The organism is Cutibacterium nasicola (assembly GCF_051303185.1).
GTDB lineage: Bacteria > Actinomycetota > Actinomycetes > Propionibacteriales > Propionibacteriaceae > Cutibacterium.
Window position 1 is genome coordinate 1 of the sequence record NZ_JBPPGE010000004.1, and the last position, 19,079, is coordinate 19,079.

The 19,079-nt window shown below is 60.5% G+C and carries 7 protein-coding genes, 2 tRNA genes, 3 rRNA genes and 3 pseudogenes; 8 read left to right on the forward strand and 7 right to left on the reverse strand.

Annotated features, from left to right (window positions below):
- The 6 genes and pseudogenes from rrf to imuA' form a co-directional block, all read right to left on the reverse strand.
- Positions 1–116 (reverse strand): 5S ribosomal RNA (gene rrf, locus ACSJJT_RS07435); the annotation flags it as partial.
- A 98-nt stretch (positions 117–214) separates the two neighbouring features.
- Positions 215–3,297 (reverse strand): 23S ribosomal RNA (locus tag ACSJJT_RS07440).
- Between the two features lie 263 nt (positions 3,298–3,560).
- Positions 3,561–5,086, reverse strand: a 16S ribosomal RNA gene (locus ACSJJT_RS07445).
- 525 nt (positions 5,087–5,611) lie between these two features.
- A pseudogene (locus tag ACSJJT_RS07450) lies at positions 5,612–8,777 on the reverse strand (error-prone DNA polymerase).
- A gap of 167 nt (positions 8,778–8,944) precedes the next feature.
- Positions 8,945–10,371 (reverse strand): annotated as a pseudogene (locus ACSJJT_RS07455) (Y-family DNA polymerase).
- Positions 10,361–10,957 (reverse strand): annotated as a pseudogene (imuA', locus tag ACSJJT_RS07460) (DnaE2-dependent mutagenesis accessory factor ImuA'). The pseudogenes ACSJJT_RS07455 and imuA' overlap by 11 nt, the downstream one beginning before the upstream one ends.
- Before the next feature lie 333 nt (positions 10,958–11,290).
- On the opposite strand from imuA', the gene ACSJJT_RS07465 reads away from it, so the two are divergent.
- The 6 genes from ACSJJT_RS07465 (at position 11,291) to ACSJJT_RS07490 (ending at position 17,060) form a co-directional block, all read left to right on the forward strand.
- Positions 11,291–12,445, forward strand: coding sequence for a DUF1727 domain-containing protein (locus tag ACSJJT_RS07465; RefSeq protein WP_435917963.1), 1,155 nt, complete (start codon positions 11,291–11,293; stop codon positions 12,443–12,445).
- On the forward strand, positions 12,442–13,170 hold the full coding sequence (locus tag ACSJJT_RS07470; protein ID WP_435917715.1) for a type 1 glutamine amidotransferase: 729 nt from the start codon (positions 12,442–12,444) through the stop codon (positions 13,168–13,170). The genes ACSJJT_RS07465 and ACSJJT_RS07470 overlap by 4 nt, the downstream gene beginning before the upstream one ends.
- Before the next feature lie 56 nt (positions 13,171–13,226).
- Positions 13,227–13,299: transfer RNA gene (locus tag ACSJJT_RS07475), tRNA-Lys, on the forward strand.
- A gap of 413 nt (positions 13,300–13,712) precedes the next feature.
- Entirely contained in the window at positions 13,713–15,026 is a 1,314-nt protein-coding gene (locus ACSJJT_RS07480) for an ABC transporter substrate-binding protein (protein WP_435917716.1), read from the forward strand.
- Between the two features lie 109 nt (positions 15,027–15,135).
- Positions 15,136–16,182: a carbohydrate ABC transporter permease gene (locus ACSJJT_RS07485; protein ID WP_435917717.1), complete on the forward strand. Its 1,047-nt coding sequence runs from the start codon at positions 15,136–15,138 to the stop codon at positions 16,180–16,182.
- Positions 16,179–17,060, forward strand: a complete 882-nt coding sequence (locus tag ACSJJT_RS07490; RefSeq protein ID WP_435917718.1) for a carbohydrate ABC transporter permease — start codon at positions 16,179–16,181, stop codon at positions 17,058–17,060. Before ACSJJT_RS07485 ends, ACSJJT_RS07490 begins: the two co-directional genes overlap by 4 nt.
- A gap of 99 nt (positions 17,061–17,159) precedes the next feature.
- On the opposite strand, the gene ACSJJT_RS07495 is transcribed toward ACSJJT_RS07490, so the two are convergent.
- A complete protein-coding gene (locus ACSJJT_RS07495; RefSeq protein WP_435917719.1) occupies positions 17,160–17,726 on the reverse strand; it encodes a DUF3618 domain-containing protein in 567 nt (188 codons plus the stop codon).
- An 83-nt stretch (positions 17,727–17,809) separates the two neighbouring features.
- On the opposite strand from ACSJJT_RS07495, the gene bcp reads away from it, so the two are divergent.
- Positions 17,810–18,295, forward strand: a complete 486-nt coding sequence (gene bcp, locus ACSJJT_RS07500; protein ID WP_435917720.1) for a thioredoxin-dependent thiol peroxidase — start codon at positions 17,810–17,812, stop codon at positions 18,293–18,295.
- A gap of 52 nt (positions 18,296–18,347) precedes the next feature.
- A tRNA-Leu gene (locus ACSJJT_RS07505) sits at positions 18,348–18,432 on the forward strand.
- Positions 18,433–19,079 lie beyond the last annotated feature (647 nt).

Sequence of the window (19,079 nt, forward strand, 5' to 3'; positions counted from 1 at the left end):
TCCGGCAGTGTCTTACTCTCCCACATGATCCCTCATGCAGTACCATCAGCGCTGGAAGGCTTAACTACCGGGTTCGGTATGGGACCGGGTGTTTCCCTTCCGCCATGACCACCGGAAAACTATGGGGCCAGTCAGGCTTGGCGCAACCCCGCGTGGGGGCTGGGAGCCGTACAGTGGATGCGACACAACACCATTCTTGACGTCTCAAAACAGAATGTGTAAGTCCTCGGTCTATTAGTACCAGTCAGCTCCACACCTTACGATGCGTCCACGCCTGGCCTATCAACCCGGTCGTCTACCGGAGACCTTACCAGAAACCTGTAGGAACCCTCATCTTGAAGCATGCTTCCCGCTTAGATGCTTTCAGCGGTTATCACGACCCGACGTAGCCAACCAGCCATGCTCTTGGCAGAACAACTGGCACACCAGAGGTCAGTCCGTCCCGGTCCTCTCGTACTAAGGACAGCCCTTCTCAAGATTCCTCCGCGCGCAGCGGATAGGGACCGAACTGTCTCACGACGTTCTGAACCCAGCTCGCGTGCCGCTTTAATGGGCGAACAGCCCAACCCTTGGGACCGACTCCAGCCCCAGGATGCGACGAGCCGACATCGAGGTGCCAAACCATGCCGTCGCTATGAGCGCTCGGGCAAGATCAGCCTGTTATCCCCGGGGTACCTTTTATCCGTTGAGTGACGGCGCGTCCACAAGCCACCGTCAGATCACTAGTCCCGACTTTCGTCCCTGCTCGACCTGTCAGTCTCACAGTCAAGCCCCCTTGTGCACTTACACTCACCACCTGATTACCAACCAGGATGAGGGAACCTTTGGGCGCCTCCGTTACCTTTTAGGAGGCGACCGCCCCAGTCAAACTACCCATCAGGCACTGTCCCTGAACCGGATCACGGCCCAAAGTGAGATAACCAGAACGACCAGAGTGGTATTTCAACAATGACTCCACAACCACTGGCGTGGCCACTTCACAGTCTCCCACCTATCCTACACAAGTCGTCCCAATCACCAATACCAAACTATAGTAAAGGTCCCGGGGTCTTTCCGTCCTGCTGCGCGTAACGAGCATCTTTACTCGTAATGCAATTTCACCGAGTTCATGGTGGAGACAGTAGGGAAATCGTTACTCCATTCGTGCAGGTCGGAACTTACCCGACAAGGAATTTCGCTACCTTAGGATGGTTATAGTTACCACCGCCGTTTACTGGGGCTTAAGTTCACCGCTTCGCACACGCTAACAGTTCCCCTTAACCTTCCAGCACCGGGCAGGAGTCAGTCCGTATACATCGTCTTACGACTTCGCACGGACCTGTGTTTTTGGTAAACAGTCGTTTCCCCCTGGTCTCTGCGCCCCTCACCGCAACCACCAGCACGTGGCAGCAACAGCTCAGGTCCCCCTTATCCCGAAGTTACGAGGGCATTTTGCCGAGTTCCTTCACCATGATGATCTCGATCGCCTCGGTATACTCTACCTATCCACCAGTGTCGGTTTAGGGTACGGGCGGACCAGCCACCTCGCTCACGAAGCTTTTCTCGACAGTACAGGATCACTCACTCACCCACACACATGGGCTCGCCATCATGCCTCAACCACACACCCGGCGGATTTACCTACCAGACGGTCCACACATTTAGCCCCGGACAACCATCGCCGGGGATGAGCTACCTCCCTGCGTCCCTCCGCAGCTTGCCTACTACATGATCGGTTCACACACTCACCACACCACCACAACATCAACGATGCCACAATGGCAGGCTCGCACGCTTAGCATCACACACCTCGACACGAACGGTGACAAGCCGGTACCAGAATATCAACTGGTTATCCATCGACTACGCCTGTCGGCCTCGCCTTAGGTCCCGACTCACCCAGGGCAGATTAACTTGACCCTGGAACCCTTGGATAATCGGCGGACGGGTTTCCCACCCGTCATTCGCTACTCATGCCTGCATTCTCACTCCCGCACAATCCACCACACGGTCACCCGGCAGCTTCACCTCACACAGGACGCTCCCCTACCCAAACCCACACAGGGTCTGCCACAGCTTCGGCGGATAACTTAAGCCCCGCTACATTGTCGGCGCGGAATCACTTGACCAGTGAGCTATTACGCACTCTTTCAAGGATGGCTGCTTCCAAGCCAACCTCCTGGCTGTCTACGCAACTCCACATCCTTTTCCACTGAGTCACCACTTAGGGGCCTTAGCTGATGATCTGGGCTGTTTCCCTCTCGACGACGAAGCTTATCCCCCGCCGTCTCACTGCCACGCTCACACTTGCCGGCATTCGGAGTTTGGCTGATTTCGGTAAGCTGATAGGCCCCCTAGACCATCCAGTGCTCTACCTCCGACAAGAACCACGCAACGCTGCACCTAAATGCATTTCGGGGAGAACCAGCTATCACGGTGTTTGATTGGCCTTTCACCCCTATCCACAACTCATCCCCTCCATTTTCAACTGAAGTGGGTTCGGACCTCCACGACGTCTTACCGACGCTTCATCCTGGCCATGGATAGATCACACCGCTTCGGGTCTAGAACACGCGACTAGCGCCCTTATCGGACTCGCTTTCGCTACGACTCCCCCACACAGGTTAACCTCGCCACGCATCACTAACTCGCAGGCTCATTCTTCAAAAGGCACGCCATCACCCCACAAGGCTCTGACGGCTTGTATGCGACCGGTTTCAGGTACTATTTCACTCCCCTCCCGGGGTACTTTTCACCATTCCCTCACGGTACTCATCCACTATCGGTCACCAAGGAGTATTTAGGCTTGACGAGTGGTCCCGCCAGATTCACGCAAAATTCCACGAGTTCCACGCTACTTGGGGCAACCCTCACCAGTGCCACGCTTACAGTTACGGGACTCTCACCCACTCCGGTACGCCTTCCCAGACGCTTCACCTTCACGCAACATTTATCACTGGCCGATCCTGCGGCAGCAGAACCCAAAGGCCCCCACAACCCCGCACATGCAACACCTGCCGGCTTGAACACACACACGGTTTGGCCTCCTCCGCTTTCGCTCGCCACTACTCACGGAATCACAATTGTTTTCTCTTCCTACGGGTACTAAGATGTTTCACTTCCCCGCGTTACCTCCCACACCCCTATACATTCAGGGCAGGGCCACCGGACACTACTCCGGACATTCCAGGTTTCCCCATTCGGACACCCCCGGATCACAGCTCGTTTACCAACTCCCCAGGGCTTATCGCAGGTTACAACGTCCTTCATCGGCTCTTGGTGCCAAGGCATCCACCGATCGCACTACACAACTTACACAACACAAAACACAAAAATAATAAGATGCTCGCATCCACTATACAGTTCTCAACCACCACACGAATCAACACCACACCCACCACACAGCAGACGCAGCATCACCGCACCAGGCCACCACACACAGTGTGATACCCCAGAACCCCAACAGCATGCCTAAGACCCTGCCACAACACACAGGACGCCAATACTCCACAAGAAGCCAACCCATCCACCAACGCCCCACACGAGACGCACTGAATGAGCCCTTACAAAACGCTCCTTAGAAAGGAGGTGATCCAGCCGCACCTTCCGGTACGGCTACCTTGTTACGACTTAGTCCTAATCACCAGTCCCACCTTCGACGACTCCCCCACACAACGTGTTAGGCCACCGGCTTCGGGTGTTACCGACTTTCATGACTTGACGGGCGGTGTGTACAAGCCCCGGGAACGTATTCACCGCAGCGTTGCTGATCTGCGATTACTAGCGACTCCGACTTCATGAGGTCGAGTTGCAGACCCCAATCCGAACTGAGACCGGCTTTCCGAGATCCGCTCACCCTCACAGGCTCGCAACTCTTTGTACCGGCCATTGTAGCATGCGTGAAGCCCTGGACATAAGGGGCATGATGACTTGACGTCATCCCCACCTTCCTCCGAGTTGACCCCGGCGGTCTCCACTGAGTCCCCACCATAACGTGCTGGCAACAGTGAACGAGGGTTGCGCTCGTTGCGGGACTTAACCCAACATCTCACGACACGAGCTGACGACAGCCATGCACCACCTGTGAACCAGCCCCACAAGGAGGCGCACCCATCTCTGAGCACTCCCAGTCCATGTCAAACCCAGGTAAGGTTCTTCGCGTTGCATCGAATTAATCCGCATGCTCCGCCGCTTGTGCGGGGCCCCGTCAATTCCTTTGAGTTTTAGCCTTGCGGCCGTACTCCCCAGGCGGGGTACTTAATGCGTTAGCTACGGCACGGAATCCGTGGAATGGACCCCACACCTAGTACCCACCGTTTACAGCGTGGACTACCAGGGTATCTAAGCCTGTTCGCTCCCCACGCTTTCGCTCCTCAGCGTCAGGAAAGGTCCAGAGAACCGCCTTCGCCACTGGTGTTCCTCCTGATATCTGCGCATTCCACCGCTCCACCAGGAATTCCATTCTCCCCTACCTTCCTCAAGTCAACCCGTATCGAAAGCACGCTCAGGGTTAAGCCCCAAGTTTCCACTTCCGACGCGATCAACCACCTACGAGCCCTTTACGCCCAATAAATCCGGACAACGCTCGCACCCTACGTATCACCGCGGCTGCTGGCACGTAGTTAGCCGGTGCTTCTTCTACAGGTACCGTCACACAAGCTTCGTCCCTGCTGAAAGCGGTTTACAACCCGAAGGCCGTCATCCCGCACGCGGCGTTGCTGCATCAGGCTTGCGCCCATTGTGCAATATTCCCCACTGCTGCCTCCCGTAGGAGTCTGGGCCGTATCTCAGTCCCAATGTGGCCGGTCACCCTCTCAGGCCGGCTACCCGTCACCGCCTTGGTAGGCCACTACCCCACCAACAAACTGATAGGCCGCGAGCCCATCCACAACCACCGAAGCTTTCCAACCCCCACCATGCAGCAGGAGCACATATCCAGTATTAGCACCAGTTTCCCAGCGTTATCCCAAAGTTGTGGGCAGGTTACTCACGTGTTACTCACCCGTTCGCCACTCGAGTACCCCAAAAAGAGGCCTTTCCGTACGACTTGCATGTGTTAAGCACGCCGCCAGCGTTCGTCCTGAGCCAGGATCAAACTCTCCAATGAAAAAATATCACCCACCCCACACCACACAGGCACAGGGCAACGGTGTCAACATGAAGAATCCAAAACACTAACCCCAAACACTGACCAAAAAATCCAGTCCATGTCCAGAATCACAAAGGAATCCATAAACAAATCCGACACACCAAAAAGATGCATCAAAAAATCATTGACTATCAAAGACACACTGTTGAGTTCTCAAACATCACACCCACAGAACAACCCCACCAACAAGCAGGACCACCCCAAGGCGACCCGACCAACCCTACCACACCAAGCCCCGACACACAAAACCGAGACCAACCAGCAGAACCAGCCACAATCAGCTCACCACCCCTAAAGGCAGCAACCCAATCAACCTTACCAGATCAACCCCGACTCATCAAAGCCATCGGGCTGAGATCCAGTTCGGCTGCTATCTGGGAGCCGCTTCAAGCAGTCCCTGACAGCTCGGAAGACATTACACATGAATGAACGATGATGCAAATTAGGGTGCCGCTGTCACCATATCCCCTTGTCAAAGGCTGTTCAGCGGAAGTCACGGGATCTCGTGGGTACTGATAAATCGAGGGCTTCCAACCGATCTGCTTGCAAACTCGTCACTCCCTCGTCGCTTCTTTCCAAAATCCCCCGCACCACCAAAGCTCGCGACGTCCGGGCCACACGTCGGTGATGCTTCCATGCACCCGGAGTGACGATGACGTTGAGCAGGCCGGTTTCGTCCTCCACGTTGAGGAAGGTCACTCCCCCAGCTGTCTCGGGTCTCTGCCTGTGGGTGACGATTCCAGCAACTTCTGTACGCCGTCCAGCCTCGACGGCACCCAACCGATCAATGCGGACCACACCTCGCCGATCGAGGACGCTCCGGACGTGGCGAACAGGATGGTCTGCCGTGCTGATTCCGGTGGCACGGAGGTCGTCATCCAGTAGCTCCAGTTGACTGGGTTCGGCGAGCAAAAGCGGTTGGGTAACCTTTGAACATCCAGCTGGCCCGGCCACACCGTCAATCTGGCCGATCTGCCACAGAGCACCGCGTCTGGAACCCACAAGGTCGTCGAAGGCACCTGCCAGGGCAAGGGCCTCCACCTCTTCCTTGCTCAGTTCAACCCGCCGAGCGAGATCGTCAAGATTGGTGAACGGTTCACGGTCCCGCTCCTCAACGATCCGGGTGGCCGTCTCGGTACTGATACCCGAGACGTCAGAGAGCCCCAGTCTGACCGCGAGGTGGGTATCCCGACGATGACCACCGTCATCACAACTGGGATCGAAGGAGCCGATCTCGGACTCGTCGTGATCATGGAGACAGTCGCCCTTCCCGGTCTCGAGATTACCATCCTCAAGATCCAGTGGTTCCAGGTCAGCCCCCACCGACGACTTCCTCAGATCTGGACGTCGCGTCACCACACCATGCCGTCGGGCATCAGCCACCAGGATCGCCGGGGAGCAGAACCCCACCGGTTGACTTCGCAGCAGGGCAGCAAGAAAAGCCGCCGGGTAGTGCAGCTTGACCCAGGCTGAGGTGTACACCAGTCCGGCGAAACTCAAGGCATGGGACTCGGCAAATCCAAAATTCGCGAAGGACTCGATGCGGGAATAGATGTCCTGGGCGGTGTCGTCGTCGATCCCATTGGCTGCCATCCCCTCGAAGAGCCTGGCGCGCAGGGAGCCAATGCGCTCCACCCCCGCGTTTGGACCCCATCGCTCGGCGCAACAGGTCAGCGTCGGCAGCCGTACAATTGCCGACCATCGTGGCCATCTGCATGAGCTGCTCCTGGAAGAGCGGGATCCCCAGGGTGCGCTCGAGCACTGGTTCGAGCAGAGGATGAGGATAAGTGATCGGTTCAGCACCCATGCGTCGTCTGATGTAGGGATGCACCGCGCCTCCCTGCACCGGACCTGGACGAATGAGCCCAGTCTCCACGGCCAGGTCATAGAAACACCGTGGTTTGAGTCGGGGCAAGGTGCCGATCTGGGCTCGACTCCCGACCTGGAAGACACCGATGCTGTCACCACGACACAACATGTCGTAGACCCCCGGCTCGTTGCGCGGGATCGAAGCCAGGGTCCGGGAGCGTCCGCAGTGCCGGGAGATGAGATCAAATGAAATGCTCAGCGCCGAGAGCATTCCCAGCCCCAGCAGGTCGAATTTCACCAACCCCATCGAGGCACAGTCCTCCTTGCCCCACTGCACCACCGTGCGACCAGGCATCCGGGCCGGCTCGATCGGACAGATGCGTCCCACTGGTTCTCGGGTCATCACCATCCCGGCTGAGTGAATGCCCAGGTGACGTGGCAGACCTACCACCTGCTGGGCCAGGGCGATGACGTCGTCTGGGATCTCGGAGACATCGGAGTTCTGGGAGTTCAGCGGTACCGATCGTCTCTCCACCTGACGGGACCACGCGTCCTGCTGCCCTTGGGAATAGCCGAGGACTTTGGCCATGTCACGGATGGCGCTGCGCGGCCAATAGGTGATGACGTCAGCCACCTGGGCAGCATTGCGCCGTCGGTACTTGGCGTAGACGTACTGGATCACCTCCTCACGAAGTCGACGTCGATGTCCGGCTCCTCCTCGCGCAGCACCGACAGGAACCGCTCGAAAGACAGTCCGTAGAACACTGGGTCGACGACGGTGATGCCCAACACGTAACACACCGCCGAGGCCGCCGCTGATCCACGTCCTTGACACAAGATCCCCTGGGACCGGGCGAACTCCACGATGTCGGAAACGATGAGGAAGTAGCCGGCAAAATCTCGGGCTTCGATGAGGTCAAGTTCCGTGGCCAGTCGGTCCTTGGCCACCGGATCGTCCCCGTAACATCCCTGACGACCTTCCTCCACCAGATGTCGCAGCCAACTGATGGGAGTGTGACCTTCAGGCGCCTTCTGGTCGGGCAGACGCGGACGCACCGACCTCAACTGGAAAGCCGTTCTCTCAGCCACAGCCACGGTGTTGTCCACCGCGTCTCGATGACGGCTGAACAGGTCTGCCATCTCCACCCCGCTACGCAACCTCGCCACCGGGCCGGGAGGAAGCCAGCCGTCCATCTCGTCAAGACTGCGTCGGGCTCGCACCGCTGGCAAAGCACAAGCCAGCTCGAGCTGCTCAACACCAGCGTAGTGGGCGGCTGTCGTCGCCACTGTTGTCAGACCATGACGACCCGCCAACTCAGCGAGGATGTCGTTGTCACGGGAATCGGTAGGAGCACGATGATCGGTCAGCTCGACCAGGACGTTGTCAACACCGAAGAGGTCAACCAGGTGGCGAAGCTCGACCTCGGCCTGCGGCACTCCCTTGGCCAGCCTCTGTCTCACCGCTCCTTTGCGACACCCGGTGAGGACGGTCCAGTGCCCATCGGCCACCTCGGCCAGATAAGCGTCGGTGAGGGCTCCTGCCAAGCGGCGATACCCTTCCGGGCCATTGGCCACCACGAGCAGATGGCTGCCCACCGGATCGGCAACCCCGTTCTGAGGCTCCGGCACCCCGATGGACAACTCCGACCCGATGATGGTGGGAAGACCACAGGCTTCAGCCGCTTCAGCCATCCTGACGACTCCGTAGAGGCCGTCATGATCGGTCAGGGCAAGCCCCCGACAACCCCAACTCCACCACCCGGGCGACGAGGTCCTCCGGGCTGGAGACACCGTCAAGAAAACTGTAGGACGAGTGACAGTGCAGCTCGGCATAGGGCACCGCCGGCCCCTTGGGGCGGGCAGGACGGCTGTCAAGGGGCTTGCGGACGCGGCGATATCCAGCCTGGTCGACGTAACTGTCCTGATGGTCATTGGGGAGACACCACCCCGAGATACGTCTCTCCAGCTCCCGCCACGGAATCGGAGGATCGTGATAGCTCACCCTGATCACGCCTCGTCGTAACGAGCCTCGACCCACCACCGGTCAGCTGACCCGCCAACACCCACGCCTGTTGGTCCTCGGTGACCAACTGCACTCGCTTCACGGAGACAGCCGGGATACTCCACCACCTCTGGTACACCGGCCATGGCCCGGCCAGGGACGATCCACTGGACGCGCATCCTCGGCAACCGTCCCGAAGGGAATCAGTCGGCGTCGGTCCTTGAGCATCCGGCCACCGGCGACCTCCCCCACCAGGATTCCTTCGGGCCCCAGCCTCTCCTGCAACTGGGAGATGACGTGGACGAGATGCTCGGTGGGTCTGGCTCCGAACAGCCCCTCAGCTGTCTCACCCGCACGATGAACGGTGGGGACGATCCGCACCGCCTCGACACCGGACTGGCAGAACTCATCAGCGCCAAACTCGTCGATGCCACGCGGAAGGTCGTCGAGACTGGCGGGACAGCCGAGCCAACAGATCGTCACTGCTGAATTGCCAGGGTTGACGCCAGGTGCGCTCAGACAACCCCGTGGTGGCCCGGATGAGAATGCGAGCGTGAGAACACACCCGACCGTTGGCTGCCAGACCTGCCATGAACTCCTCCACCACAGGACGCACCACGGCCACCACCTGGGCACCGGAAGGTTCCGGATCGTCAAGGACGACTTCCAGGGCGTCGTCGTCCTCGGGCCGGTGGGATGACAGCACCGTGACGTCCATGCCACGTGCCCAGTCGTGGGCGCGCTGACCGACCTCCGCGAACCGCTGGACGACATGCTGACGATCCAGACCGGCGAAGGAGCCAACAGTCGTCAGACCGAGGTGGCGCAAGGTTCGGACCAATGCTTCATCGGCTCGTCCGGTACGTGCCAGAACCGAGACGTCGTGGGGAGCCAGAAAGGCCGTGGACATCCCGGGATTGAGGATCCTCGGGTCATGATTCTCGGGACCGGCCACCTCGGTGGCAGCCACCTCTGCTGCGAACAGTCCGTCCGCCACCGAAATCCCTGCATCCGGGTACCCGATCCGAGCCAGCACCTCGGACATGTGCTGCGCAGCGGCGCGTTCGCCACCATGGAAACGCGCAACTCCGCGAGCAGCTACCGCGGCAACCCCTGGTCGCACCACGTGGGCCGAAGGTGCCACTGACTTCTCGATCTCACGAACCACCTCGTCGAAGAGAATCCCCTCAGAGTCAGGATCGTGAGGCACGACAACGGCGTCGGGGCAACGCAGCTGGGCAGCTCTCACTCGCAGCCCAGGGACCACCCCTTCCTCGACCGCCCGGGAACAGCAGTCGACGACGATCCCGCGATCAACGACCAGAAGAGGGTCATTCCCACGCTGACGGCGAGAAGCCGCCACGATTCGCCACCCGGGAATCACTGCCATGAGGGCACGAATCGGGGTTGCACTGAGCCGTTCAGCAGGCATCAGTCCCCTCCTCGGCAGGATGTACCCCGGTACCGGTACGAACGAGCCGCACGGAACGGTTGTGGTGATGTCTCACCACCGTCACCTCAAGCTCCTGAGCAGACAAACAGCCGTACCCCTGGCCGAGCCCTCGCCACCTCATGGTGCGGACGTCGATTCGGGCGGCAGGGTTGGGCCACGGCCCCAGTACCACCAAGACCGAGCCGCGAGAACGCAGCCTGGCCATCAATCGTCTGCTGGCCGTCATCGGCAGCGGTGGTGGAGCTGCGGCGATAACGACGTCTAGGCCCTCGATGAGAGTGGCAACCGTCTCAAGCCAGTTCCCTGGATGGGGCACGAGCACCAACCGCGACAATTCCACTCCTCACTGCCGAGCCGCCTCGACACTGAGCTCAGGGAGTCCGACCGCCCCACACCAGCCATGGGTCAGAAGTCCCAGCCCGACTGAGGACGCACCATCCAGCCGGTACACCGCGGGCATGAGTCCACCGGGGAAAAGGGGTTGGAGCAACGGGTGAATGGCATGCCCACTGGGAGCCTCCAATCCGTCGACACCACGGCTCACCAACTCTTCGACGTTGATCATCACGCACCCCCTTGTCCGGCACTCGTCAGCCCCTCGCAGCTGACGGGAATTACCGTGACACGCGTGCCCGACAGGTTTTCCGACACCCAGCCAAAACACCAGCGAACAACCTTGTCAACAAACATTTGGAGACCACAGAGGCCTCCTCGTCATCGGCGGGGCGCACCAGGGCCGTCATCCCTTCCTGTCATGATTGGGGCCATGACCTCGTCACCTGGAAGACACCGCACCTCCCCGCGGCTGCAACTGGCCCTGCTGGCCGGGCGGACAGCTGCAACAGCCTCCCGCCTGGCGGGTAAGGGCTCGGGAGCATCAATCCGTGGCCGGGTGACGATGAAGTTGGCCCCCAACGCCTTGCCCGAGCTGCTGGCAGACCGTCGCATCGCCAGCGTCACCGGCACCAACGGCAAGACCACAACAACCCATTTCCTCACCGCCGCGGTGAAGGCTGGGACTCCTGAGGGCCACCGAGACGTCGTCACCAACGCCGATGGGGCCAACCTGCATCATGGCATCGTCTCGGCCCTGGGAGAGGCCCCTAACGCCACCATCGCCGTGTTGGAGACCGACGAGAGAGTCGTCGCCGACCTCGTCGCGATGGGCAGCCCGGAAATACTGGTCCTGCTCAACTTCAGCCGTGACCAGCTGGACCGCAACCACGAACTGACCTTCCTGGGACGCGACTGGCGCACCGCCCTGGAGATGGCCGCCGAACATGGCCCGACGGTGGTCGCCAATGCCTGCGATCCGCTCATCGTGTGGGTGTGTCAGAAGGCTCGTCACGTCATCTGGGTGGACACTAAACCCCGTTGGACCGCTGACTCGACGCTGTGCCCCAACTGCGGCGCCGTCCTCACCCATGGCGAGGACGGTTGGGATTGCCCCGGATGTGAACTGCGTCAGCCTGTTGCCGACTGGTGGGTGGAGGGTCACGACGCTGTCGAGGCTTCCGGGAAACGATTCCACCTCAACGTCCAGGTGCCCGGTTCCTTCAACCTCACCAACGCCACCTGCGCCCTTGCCGCAGCCGTCCACATGGGCATCCAGCCCGAAGACGCGCTGCGCGGGATCGCCACGGTGGAGTCCCCTGCTGGTCGCTATGCCACCTGCACCATCAGCGGCACCCATTGCCGTCTTCTGCTGTCGAAGAATCCTGCTGGCTGGACCGAGTCCCTGCCGCTGACGACCTCCGATCCGCTGGTACTCGCCATCGATGCGGTGGCTGCGGACGGCAAGGACGTCTCCTGGCTGTGGGACGTCAATTACGAGCAGCTGGTCGGACGGACCGTCATCTGCACCGGCCCGCGTGCCCTTGACCTGGCCGTGAGGCTGCACTATGCCGGCGTGGAGCACGTCGTCATCGAGGACCTCTCCCAGGCCCTCAGCTCCCCGTTACTGGCCGGCAAATGGGACCCTGACCATCCCATTGACGTGCTGTCGACCTACACCCCCTTCCAGAAACTGCGCCGACTCGGAGGACTGGCATGAACACCGACCGTCCCAAGATCGTTCTGCTGTACCAGTCCCTGTTGGGCATCTACGGCGACCACGGCAATGCTGTCGTCCTCACCAAGAGGCTGCAATGGCGCGGCATTGGCGCCGAGCTCGTCACCGTCGAGCCCGGTCAGAAGGTGCCCACGGACGGGGCCGTCTATCTGTTGGGAGGCGGCGAGGACACCGCCCAGATCACCGCTGCCCGGGAGCTCAAGGCCGATGGCGGACTGTTCACCGCCCTTGACAAGGGTGCCATGCTCTTCGCCGTGTGCGCCGGCTACCAGATCTGCGGCAAATCCTTCACCATCGGAGACCGTGACGAGGTCATTGAAGGACTCGGGCTTCTCGACATCGAGACCCGACGCGGTCTGGAGCGTGCTGTCGGGGAGGTTCTGCACATCTGGACCCAGCCAGACGGGAGCACCTGCCCGATCACCGGTTTCGAGAATCACGGCGGCTGGACAGAACTTGGTTCTGATGCCAAACCGCTGGCCGCTGTCGAGGTTGGCTGGGGCAACGGCAACCGTCGCGACGAAGGAGCCGTGCAGGGGCATGTCGTCGGCACCTATCCGCACGGACCGGTTCTCGCACGCAACCCCCAACTCGCCGACCATGTGCTTGAAATGGCTCTAGGAAGCCATTTGGAGCCCCTCGACCTGCACGAGATCACAGCGTTGCGGCAGCGTCGAATCGATGCCGCACGCACCGGTCGACCATGACCTTGCCACCTCGATTTTGCATCCTGGCCGAAGTCCGCTACTGTTTTTTCTCGCCGGCGCTGCTAGCTCAATTGGCAGAGCAGCTGACTCTTAATCAGCGGGTTCAGGGTTCGAGTCCCTGGCGGCGCACCGGAGCAGAAGCCGTTCCATCCTGGCAGCAGGATGGAACGGCTTGTTCAATGTTCGCCTCCTGTTCGGACACAAAACGCCCCAGTCTGCCTCCTCCCCCGATGTCAGAGGTTGTCCAGTCGCCAAGACGGCAATCCCAGCGACGACGCTCGGAGCGGTACCCACTTTCCACAATGAATCAGACTGATCCAGCCAGATACCAACACCGTTCTGACCATTCATGTGGGGGAAAGCCCCCCAATCCCACTTGTCGTGCACAATTATTCAGGTTCATCGCGAACCTATGTGCACACATGCCAGGGAGTCGGTGTACTATCCTGCCTGAGGTTGTGACCTGTCGCACCTGCAAGAAATCGCTGATGCGTACGTGATGTCGCTGTCGACATCGCTCAGTTCAAGGAGGAAGAAGTCGCATGACGCACTACACACACTCTCGCCGCGCCTTCATCCAGGGCTCCGTCGGAGCCCTGGCGCTCGGTGCCTTGGCAGCTTGTTCCAACGGAGATTCGAAGGGCTCCGATTCCAACAAGCCCGCAGCCAAGGGCGCAGACTTCACTGGCGAAGGCCCCATCAGCTGGGTGCAGGGCAAGGACTTCTCCGGTGGAATGGTCCAAAAACACGTTGATGAGTGGAACAAGAAGTACCCCAAGGAGAAGGTCACTCTCATCGAATTGTCCTCGGAGGCCGACCAGCAGCGCCAGTCACTCATCAACGCCGCTCAGACGAACTCTGCCGCATACGACGTCGTCAGCCTTGACCTGGTGTGGGTTGCCGAGTTCGCGGCCAACCGCTGGATCATGGAGCTCCCGCAGGACATGAAGCCCGCTGACGTCATTGACTCGGTGTGGGAGGCCGGTTCATACCGCGGCAGGCAGTACGCCGCTCCGTACGTCACTGACGCCCCGATTATGTACTACCGCAAGGACTTCCTCGACAAGGCCAAGGTCGAGGTTCCCAAGACCTGGGAAGACGTCAAGAAGGCCACCGAGGCCGTCCGCAAGTTACCAGGCATGCAGGACATCGGTGGGTTCGGTGGCCAGTGGGCCAAGTACGAGGGCCTCACCTGCAACATCGCCGAGTTCATCAACACCTGTGGTGGTGCGATCGTCGACGACTCCGGAAAGGTGACCGTCGACTCCCCCGAGTCCATCAAGGGCATCCAGACCGCTATCGACGCTTTCAAGTCCAAGCTCATCCCGACCGCAGCCCTGGAGTGGAAGGAAGAGGACAGCCGTAACGGCTTCGAGTCCGGCAAGGTCCTCTTCCTGCGCAACTGGCCTTACCAGTACGGCAACGACATGAAGGAACTCGGACCCGACAAGTTCGGCGTCGCCCCGCTGCCCTCCATCGACGGCAAGGACTACATGCCGACCCTGGGCGGCCACAACTGCGCCATCACCTCCAACTGCAAGAACAAGGCCACGGCCCTCAAGTTCATCAAGTGGTGGACCAACAAGGAGTCCCAGCAGTACAACCTCGAGAAGCAGTCCAACGCACCGATCTACGGCGAGTTGTACACCAAGGACGAGAACGTCAAGAAGATCCCGTACCTGCCGCCCCTGAAGGCCTCCTTGGACAGCGCCAAGGGCCGTCCACATGCCGTCGCCTACGGTGACGTCACCGCAGCCATCCAGGACGCCATCTACCCGGCCCTTCAGGGCAAGACGGACGCCGAGAGCGCCGCAAAGCAGCTGGCCGACAAGCTGAAGACGATCATCAAGGCCTGATCGTCACGCAGACCGCATGGATACGGCGGGGACGGGTCACCCACCCCGCCGTATCCATGACACCGCTCGCACTAACCGGCAGACAGCACCGGGAACAAGGAGCCTCATCATGACCACTGCAACAGTGGAGAAGACCCACAAGCGGTCTTCACGGGCAAGAGCTCAGGAACGCCTCGCCCTGGCGCTCATCACGCCCACCCTCATCGTCCTGACGATCGTCATCGTCATCCCAGTCATCCAGTCGGTGAGACAAGCCCTGTACGGACAACCGGGATTGGATCCCGAAACCGGATTCGTCAACGACAACGAGCCGTTCGTCGGGATGAAGAACTTCGCCGACATCTTCACCGGCTCCGGGGATCGATTCTGGAACGCGTTCTGGAACACCACCCTCTTCGGTGTCGTCACGGTCGTCCTCGAGACCATCCTGGGCGTCATCATGGCGCTGATCATGCATCGGGCGATGGCTGGACGCGGCGTCGTCCGAGCCGCCATCCTCGTCCCCTGGGCGATCCCGACTGCCGTCTCCGCCATCTTGTGGGGCTGGATCTTCAACCAGAACGGCGTCGCCAACGCCATCCTCGGCCAGCACATCATGTGGGCCTCGGGCAACTGGACGGCCAAGTGGTCAATCATCATCGCCGACGTCTGGAAGACCGCCCCGTACATCGGTCTGCTGACACTGGCAGGTCTGCAGGTGATTCCCACCGAGGTCTACGAGGCAGCCAAGGTGGATGGGGCCAATGCGTGGAGGAGATTCGTCTCGATCACCTTGCCACTGGTCAAACCAGCTCTGGTCGTCGCCGTACTGTTCAGGACCCTTGACGCCCTGCGCATGTTCGACCTGCCGTTCATCCTCGTCGGCCCGCGCAGGAACTCGGTCGAGACGCTGTCGATGCTGGTCCAGGACGAGGCCTCGAACCTGAGGTACGGCGCGGCTGCCGCGTACGCAATCATCCTGTTCCTCTACGTGTTCATCATTGCCTTCGCCTTCATCAAGATCCTCGGCGCCGATCTCATCGGTGACGGGCACAAGCGCAAGCCGATGAAGGCCAGCACCTTCGTCAACGGCGGACGTCCGGGCGGACGTCGGGCTCGGGAGAAGGCCAACGCCGCACAAGCCGCGGCTACGAATGGCAAGGAGGTGTTGTCATGAGCGCCGCAACCGTAACCGCCCCGGGAGCCATCGATCAGGAAACCCACCACAAGAACAACGCTTGGGCCAAGGTGCTTCCGGTCATCGGCATCATCCTCATCGTCATCTACTGCCTGGCACCCTTCTACTGGATGGTCGTGTCCTCACTGCGTCCTGACAACGAGATCTTCGACAACACGTGGTGGCCCGCTCACCCGTCGTTGGAGAACTACCAAGCCGTCTTCCAGCCGGACAACAATTTCCTGCGCGGCCTGATGAACTCCCTCGTCGTCTCGATCTCGGTGACGATCATTGCCCTGCTCATCGCCACCTTCGCCTCCTACGCCCTCGCGCGTCTGGACTTCCATGGCAAGAGCGGATTCCTCATCCTCATCATCGCGACGTCGATGTTCCCGCTGGTGGCCATCATCGTCCCACTGCTGAAGAATTTCTCGGCATGGCACTGGATCAACACTTACCAGGCCATGATCATCCCAGACCTGTCATTCTCACTGCCCTTGGCAGTGTGGAACCTGACGACCTTCTTCAAACAGATGCCCGACGAGCTCGAGCAGGCCGCCATGATTGATGGCTGCTCCCCCGCCCAGGCTTTCCGCAAGATCATCCTGCCGCTGGCCGCCCCCGGCATCTTCACCACGGCGATCATCGTTTTCATCGGTGCGTGGAACGAGTTCCTCGTCGCCGTCACGATGATCAACGATCCGAAGATGGAGCCTGCCACGGTGCTGCTGTCGAAGTTCACCGGTGCTTCGCAGTTCAACACTCCCTTCGGCTCCCAGATGGCTGCCGGCGTCGTCATGACGGTGCCACTGGTCATCATGGTGCTGGTCTTCCAGCGTCGGATCGTCGCTGGTCTGGCTGCCGGTGGTCTCAAGTGATACCCGCCTGACGACGTAGTTCGGCCCCGGTCTGCAATGGACCGGGGCCGAATTGATGCTGGATCTGTACGTGTCGATCAGCTCATGCCGAGCCGATACTCAGGCAGCACCCTCCTCGCGCTCAGCTGCAGCCTGTGCACGCAGCAGGGCGGCCTGCTTCAACATCTTCTCCGCAAGGTTGCTCACCGACGAGTCATCGGTGTCGAGCTTGCCGTACTTCTTGGCATTCTTCTTACCGAGCTTGGCGTTCATCTTGGCAGCCTTGGCATCACCCTTGCGACGCTGTTTGGCCTCCTTGCGAACCCGCTTGGCCTCGGAGAGCTGCAGCTTCTCGAGCTTACGGCGAGCAGTGGCTCCGGTGGCGCGACCGACGATCGCACGCAGCACGATGATGCCAGCAATGCCGGCAGCGAGCGCACCTGCGGCGATGCCGATGCGATCCATCCGCCAGCCGTGCTCGTCCTTGACCTGGCCCTTGACCTGATCGAACTCACCCTGCACGTAGTCACGGGCGCGATCGGTGGCTTCGCGCTTGAGTGTGGCCGGATGCACCTCTTCCACGAGGCTCTCCACCCCGGCCGCCAGACGAGCACGAGTCGCTGCAATGTCCCGCCTGATCTCATCAGCGGAGCGCTCGTCCTTCGCCTTCGACTTGCTATCAGCCATGTGACCCCTCCTGGTGCCGTGTCTGCGCTTTGCGCCGGCGTAGGCGCGGCGCTGGTCTGGCAATAGCCTATATCGTTGAGGTCATGAGCACCCGTCTTCAGCCCGGTAATGCGGCCCCTGATTTCACTTTGTCCGCCGCTGACGGCAATCAGATCACCCTTTCCGACTTCGCTGGCAAGCAGGTCATCGTGTACTTCTACCCCGCGGCCATGACGCCCGGGTGTACCACACAGGCAGTTGACTTCACCGCCCACCTGGACGACTTCACCACCGCAGGCTACGACGTGCTGGGCATCTCCCCCGATCCCGTTGACAAGCTGCAGGAGTTCGTCACCAAGGAATCGTTGACGCTAACCCTGCTCTCCGACGAGTCCAAGGAGGTCATGAAGGCATACGGTTCCTACGGACCCAAGAACGTCTACGGCAAGGAGATCGTCGGTGTCATCCGTTCCACCTTCGTCGTGGACGTCGATGCGGACGGCAATTGCACCATTGCCGAGGCACAGTACAATGTTCGCGCCAAGGGTCACGTCGACAAGCTGCGCCGGGAGCTGGGTATCAGCGACTGACCCGCACCGTTGGATCGAGTGTTCCTTGGTTCCGGGACCGCGATGTCCCGTTGCCGGAGTGGTGGAATTGGCAGACACGCAGGATTTAGGTTCCTGTGCCGCAAGGCGTGAGGGTTCAAGTCCCTTCTCCGGCACCAGCACGATCAGCCCGGCGACATGATCTTGTACCGAGCATTTTTCACAAGCTTCCTCGTGGCAGACATGCACTGAGGCTGTCCGGGCTGCCAAACCATACTTTCCACGCCTCAGTGGAACGCCGCCCAAGAGCAAAGCACGATCGGATGTGTGACCGATCCCGCGGCAGGAGCGGTTGTACACGACGCCGCACGACAACCCCGGGCCAGTGGGCCGTTCCGCGTGTGGATTTCCGGCGCGAGCGGGTGACGGTTGCCACGAGACGTGGCAACCGCCGGGATCCCGAACACGATTGCCACACGCCGTTTTCCCGGAACCGCGTCTCCTGCGCGTCTGCCAGATCATTGGTCCTCGGTTCGCCGTGGCGATCCTGCACCGAACAACCCCACCTGCCACATGGCGTAGCAGCCACACCGTTCAGCACCATGCTTGCCACACGTCACTCGATGAGGTGCCATGCACGAACCCCGCACAGTCAAAAACTGACCCAGCGCTCGAGCGCGCACCCCACACCCGCCGCACCGGACCCACACTCACCGAATCGGGAGCAGGGAACAGGGGAGCCACCGTGGCAATCCTGCACCGAACGACCTCACCTGCCACGTGGCGTGGCACAACCCCCACTCCCACACACGATTGCCACAAAGGC

Coding starts and splice junctions, on each gene's coding strand:
- ACSJJT_RS07465 (WP_435917963.1), top strand. CDS start 11,291: ATGAAGTTGGCCCCCAACGCCTTGCCCGAGCTGCTGGCAGACCGTCGC.
- ACSJJT_RS07470 (WP_435917715.1), top strand. CDS start 12,442: ATGAACACCGACCGTCCCAAGATCGTTCTGCTGTACCAGTCCCTGTTG.
- ACSJJT_RS07480 (WP_435917716.1), top strand. CDS start 13,713: ATGACGCACTACACACACTCTCGCCGCGCCTTCATCCAGGGCTCCGTC.
- ACSJJT_RS07485 (WP_435917717.1), top strand. CDS start 15,136: ATGACCACTGCAACAGTGGAGAAGACCCACAAGCGGTCTTCACGGGCA.
- ACSJJT_RS07490 (WP_435917718.1), top strand. CDS start 16,179: ATGAGCGCCGCAACCGTAACCGCCCCGGGAGCCATCGATCAGGAAACC.
- ACSJJT_RS07495 (WP_435917719.1), bottom strand. CDS start 17,726: ATGGCTGATAGCAAGTCGAAGGCGAAGGACGAGCGCTCCGCTGATGAG.
- bcp (WP_435917720.1), top strand. CDS start 17,810: ATGAGCACCCGTCTTCAGCCCGGTAATGCGGCCCCTGATTTCACTTTG.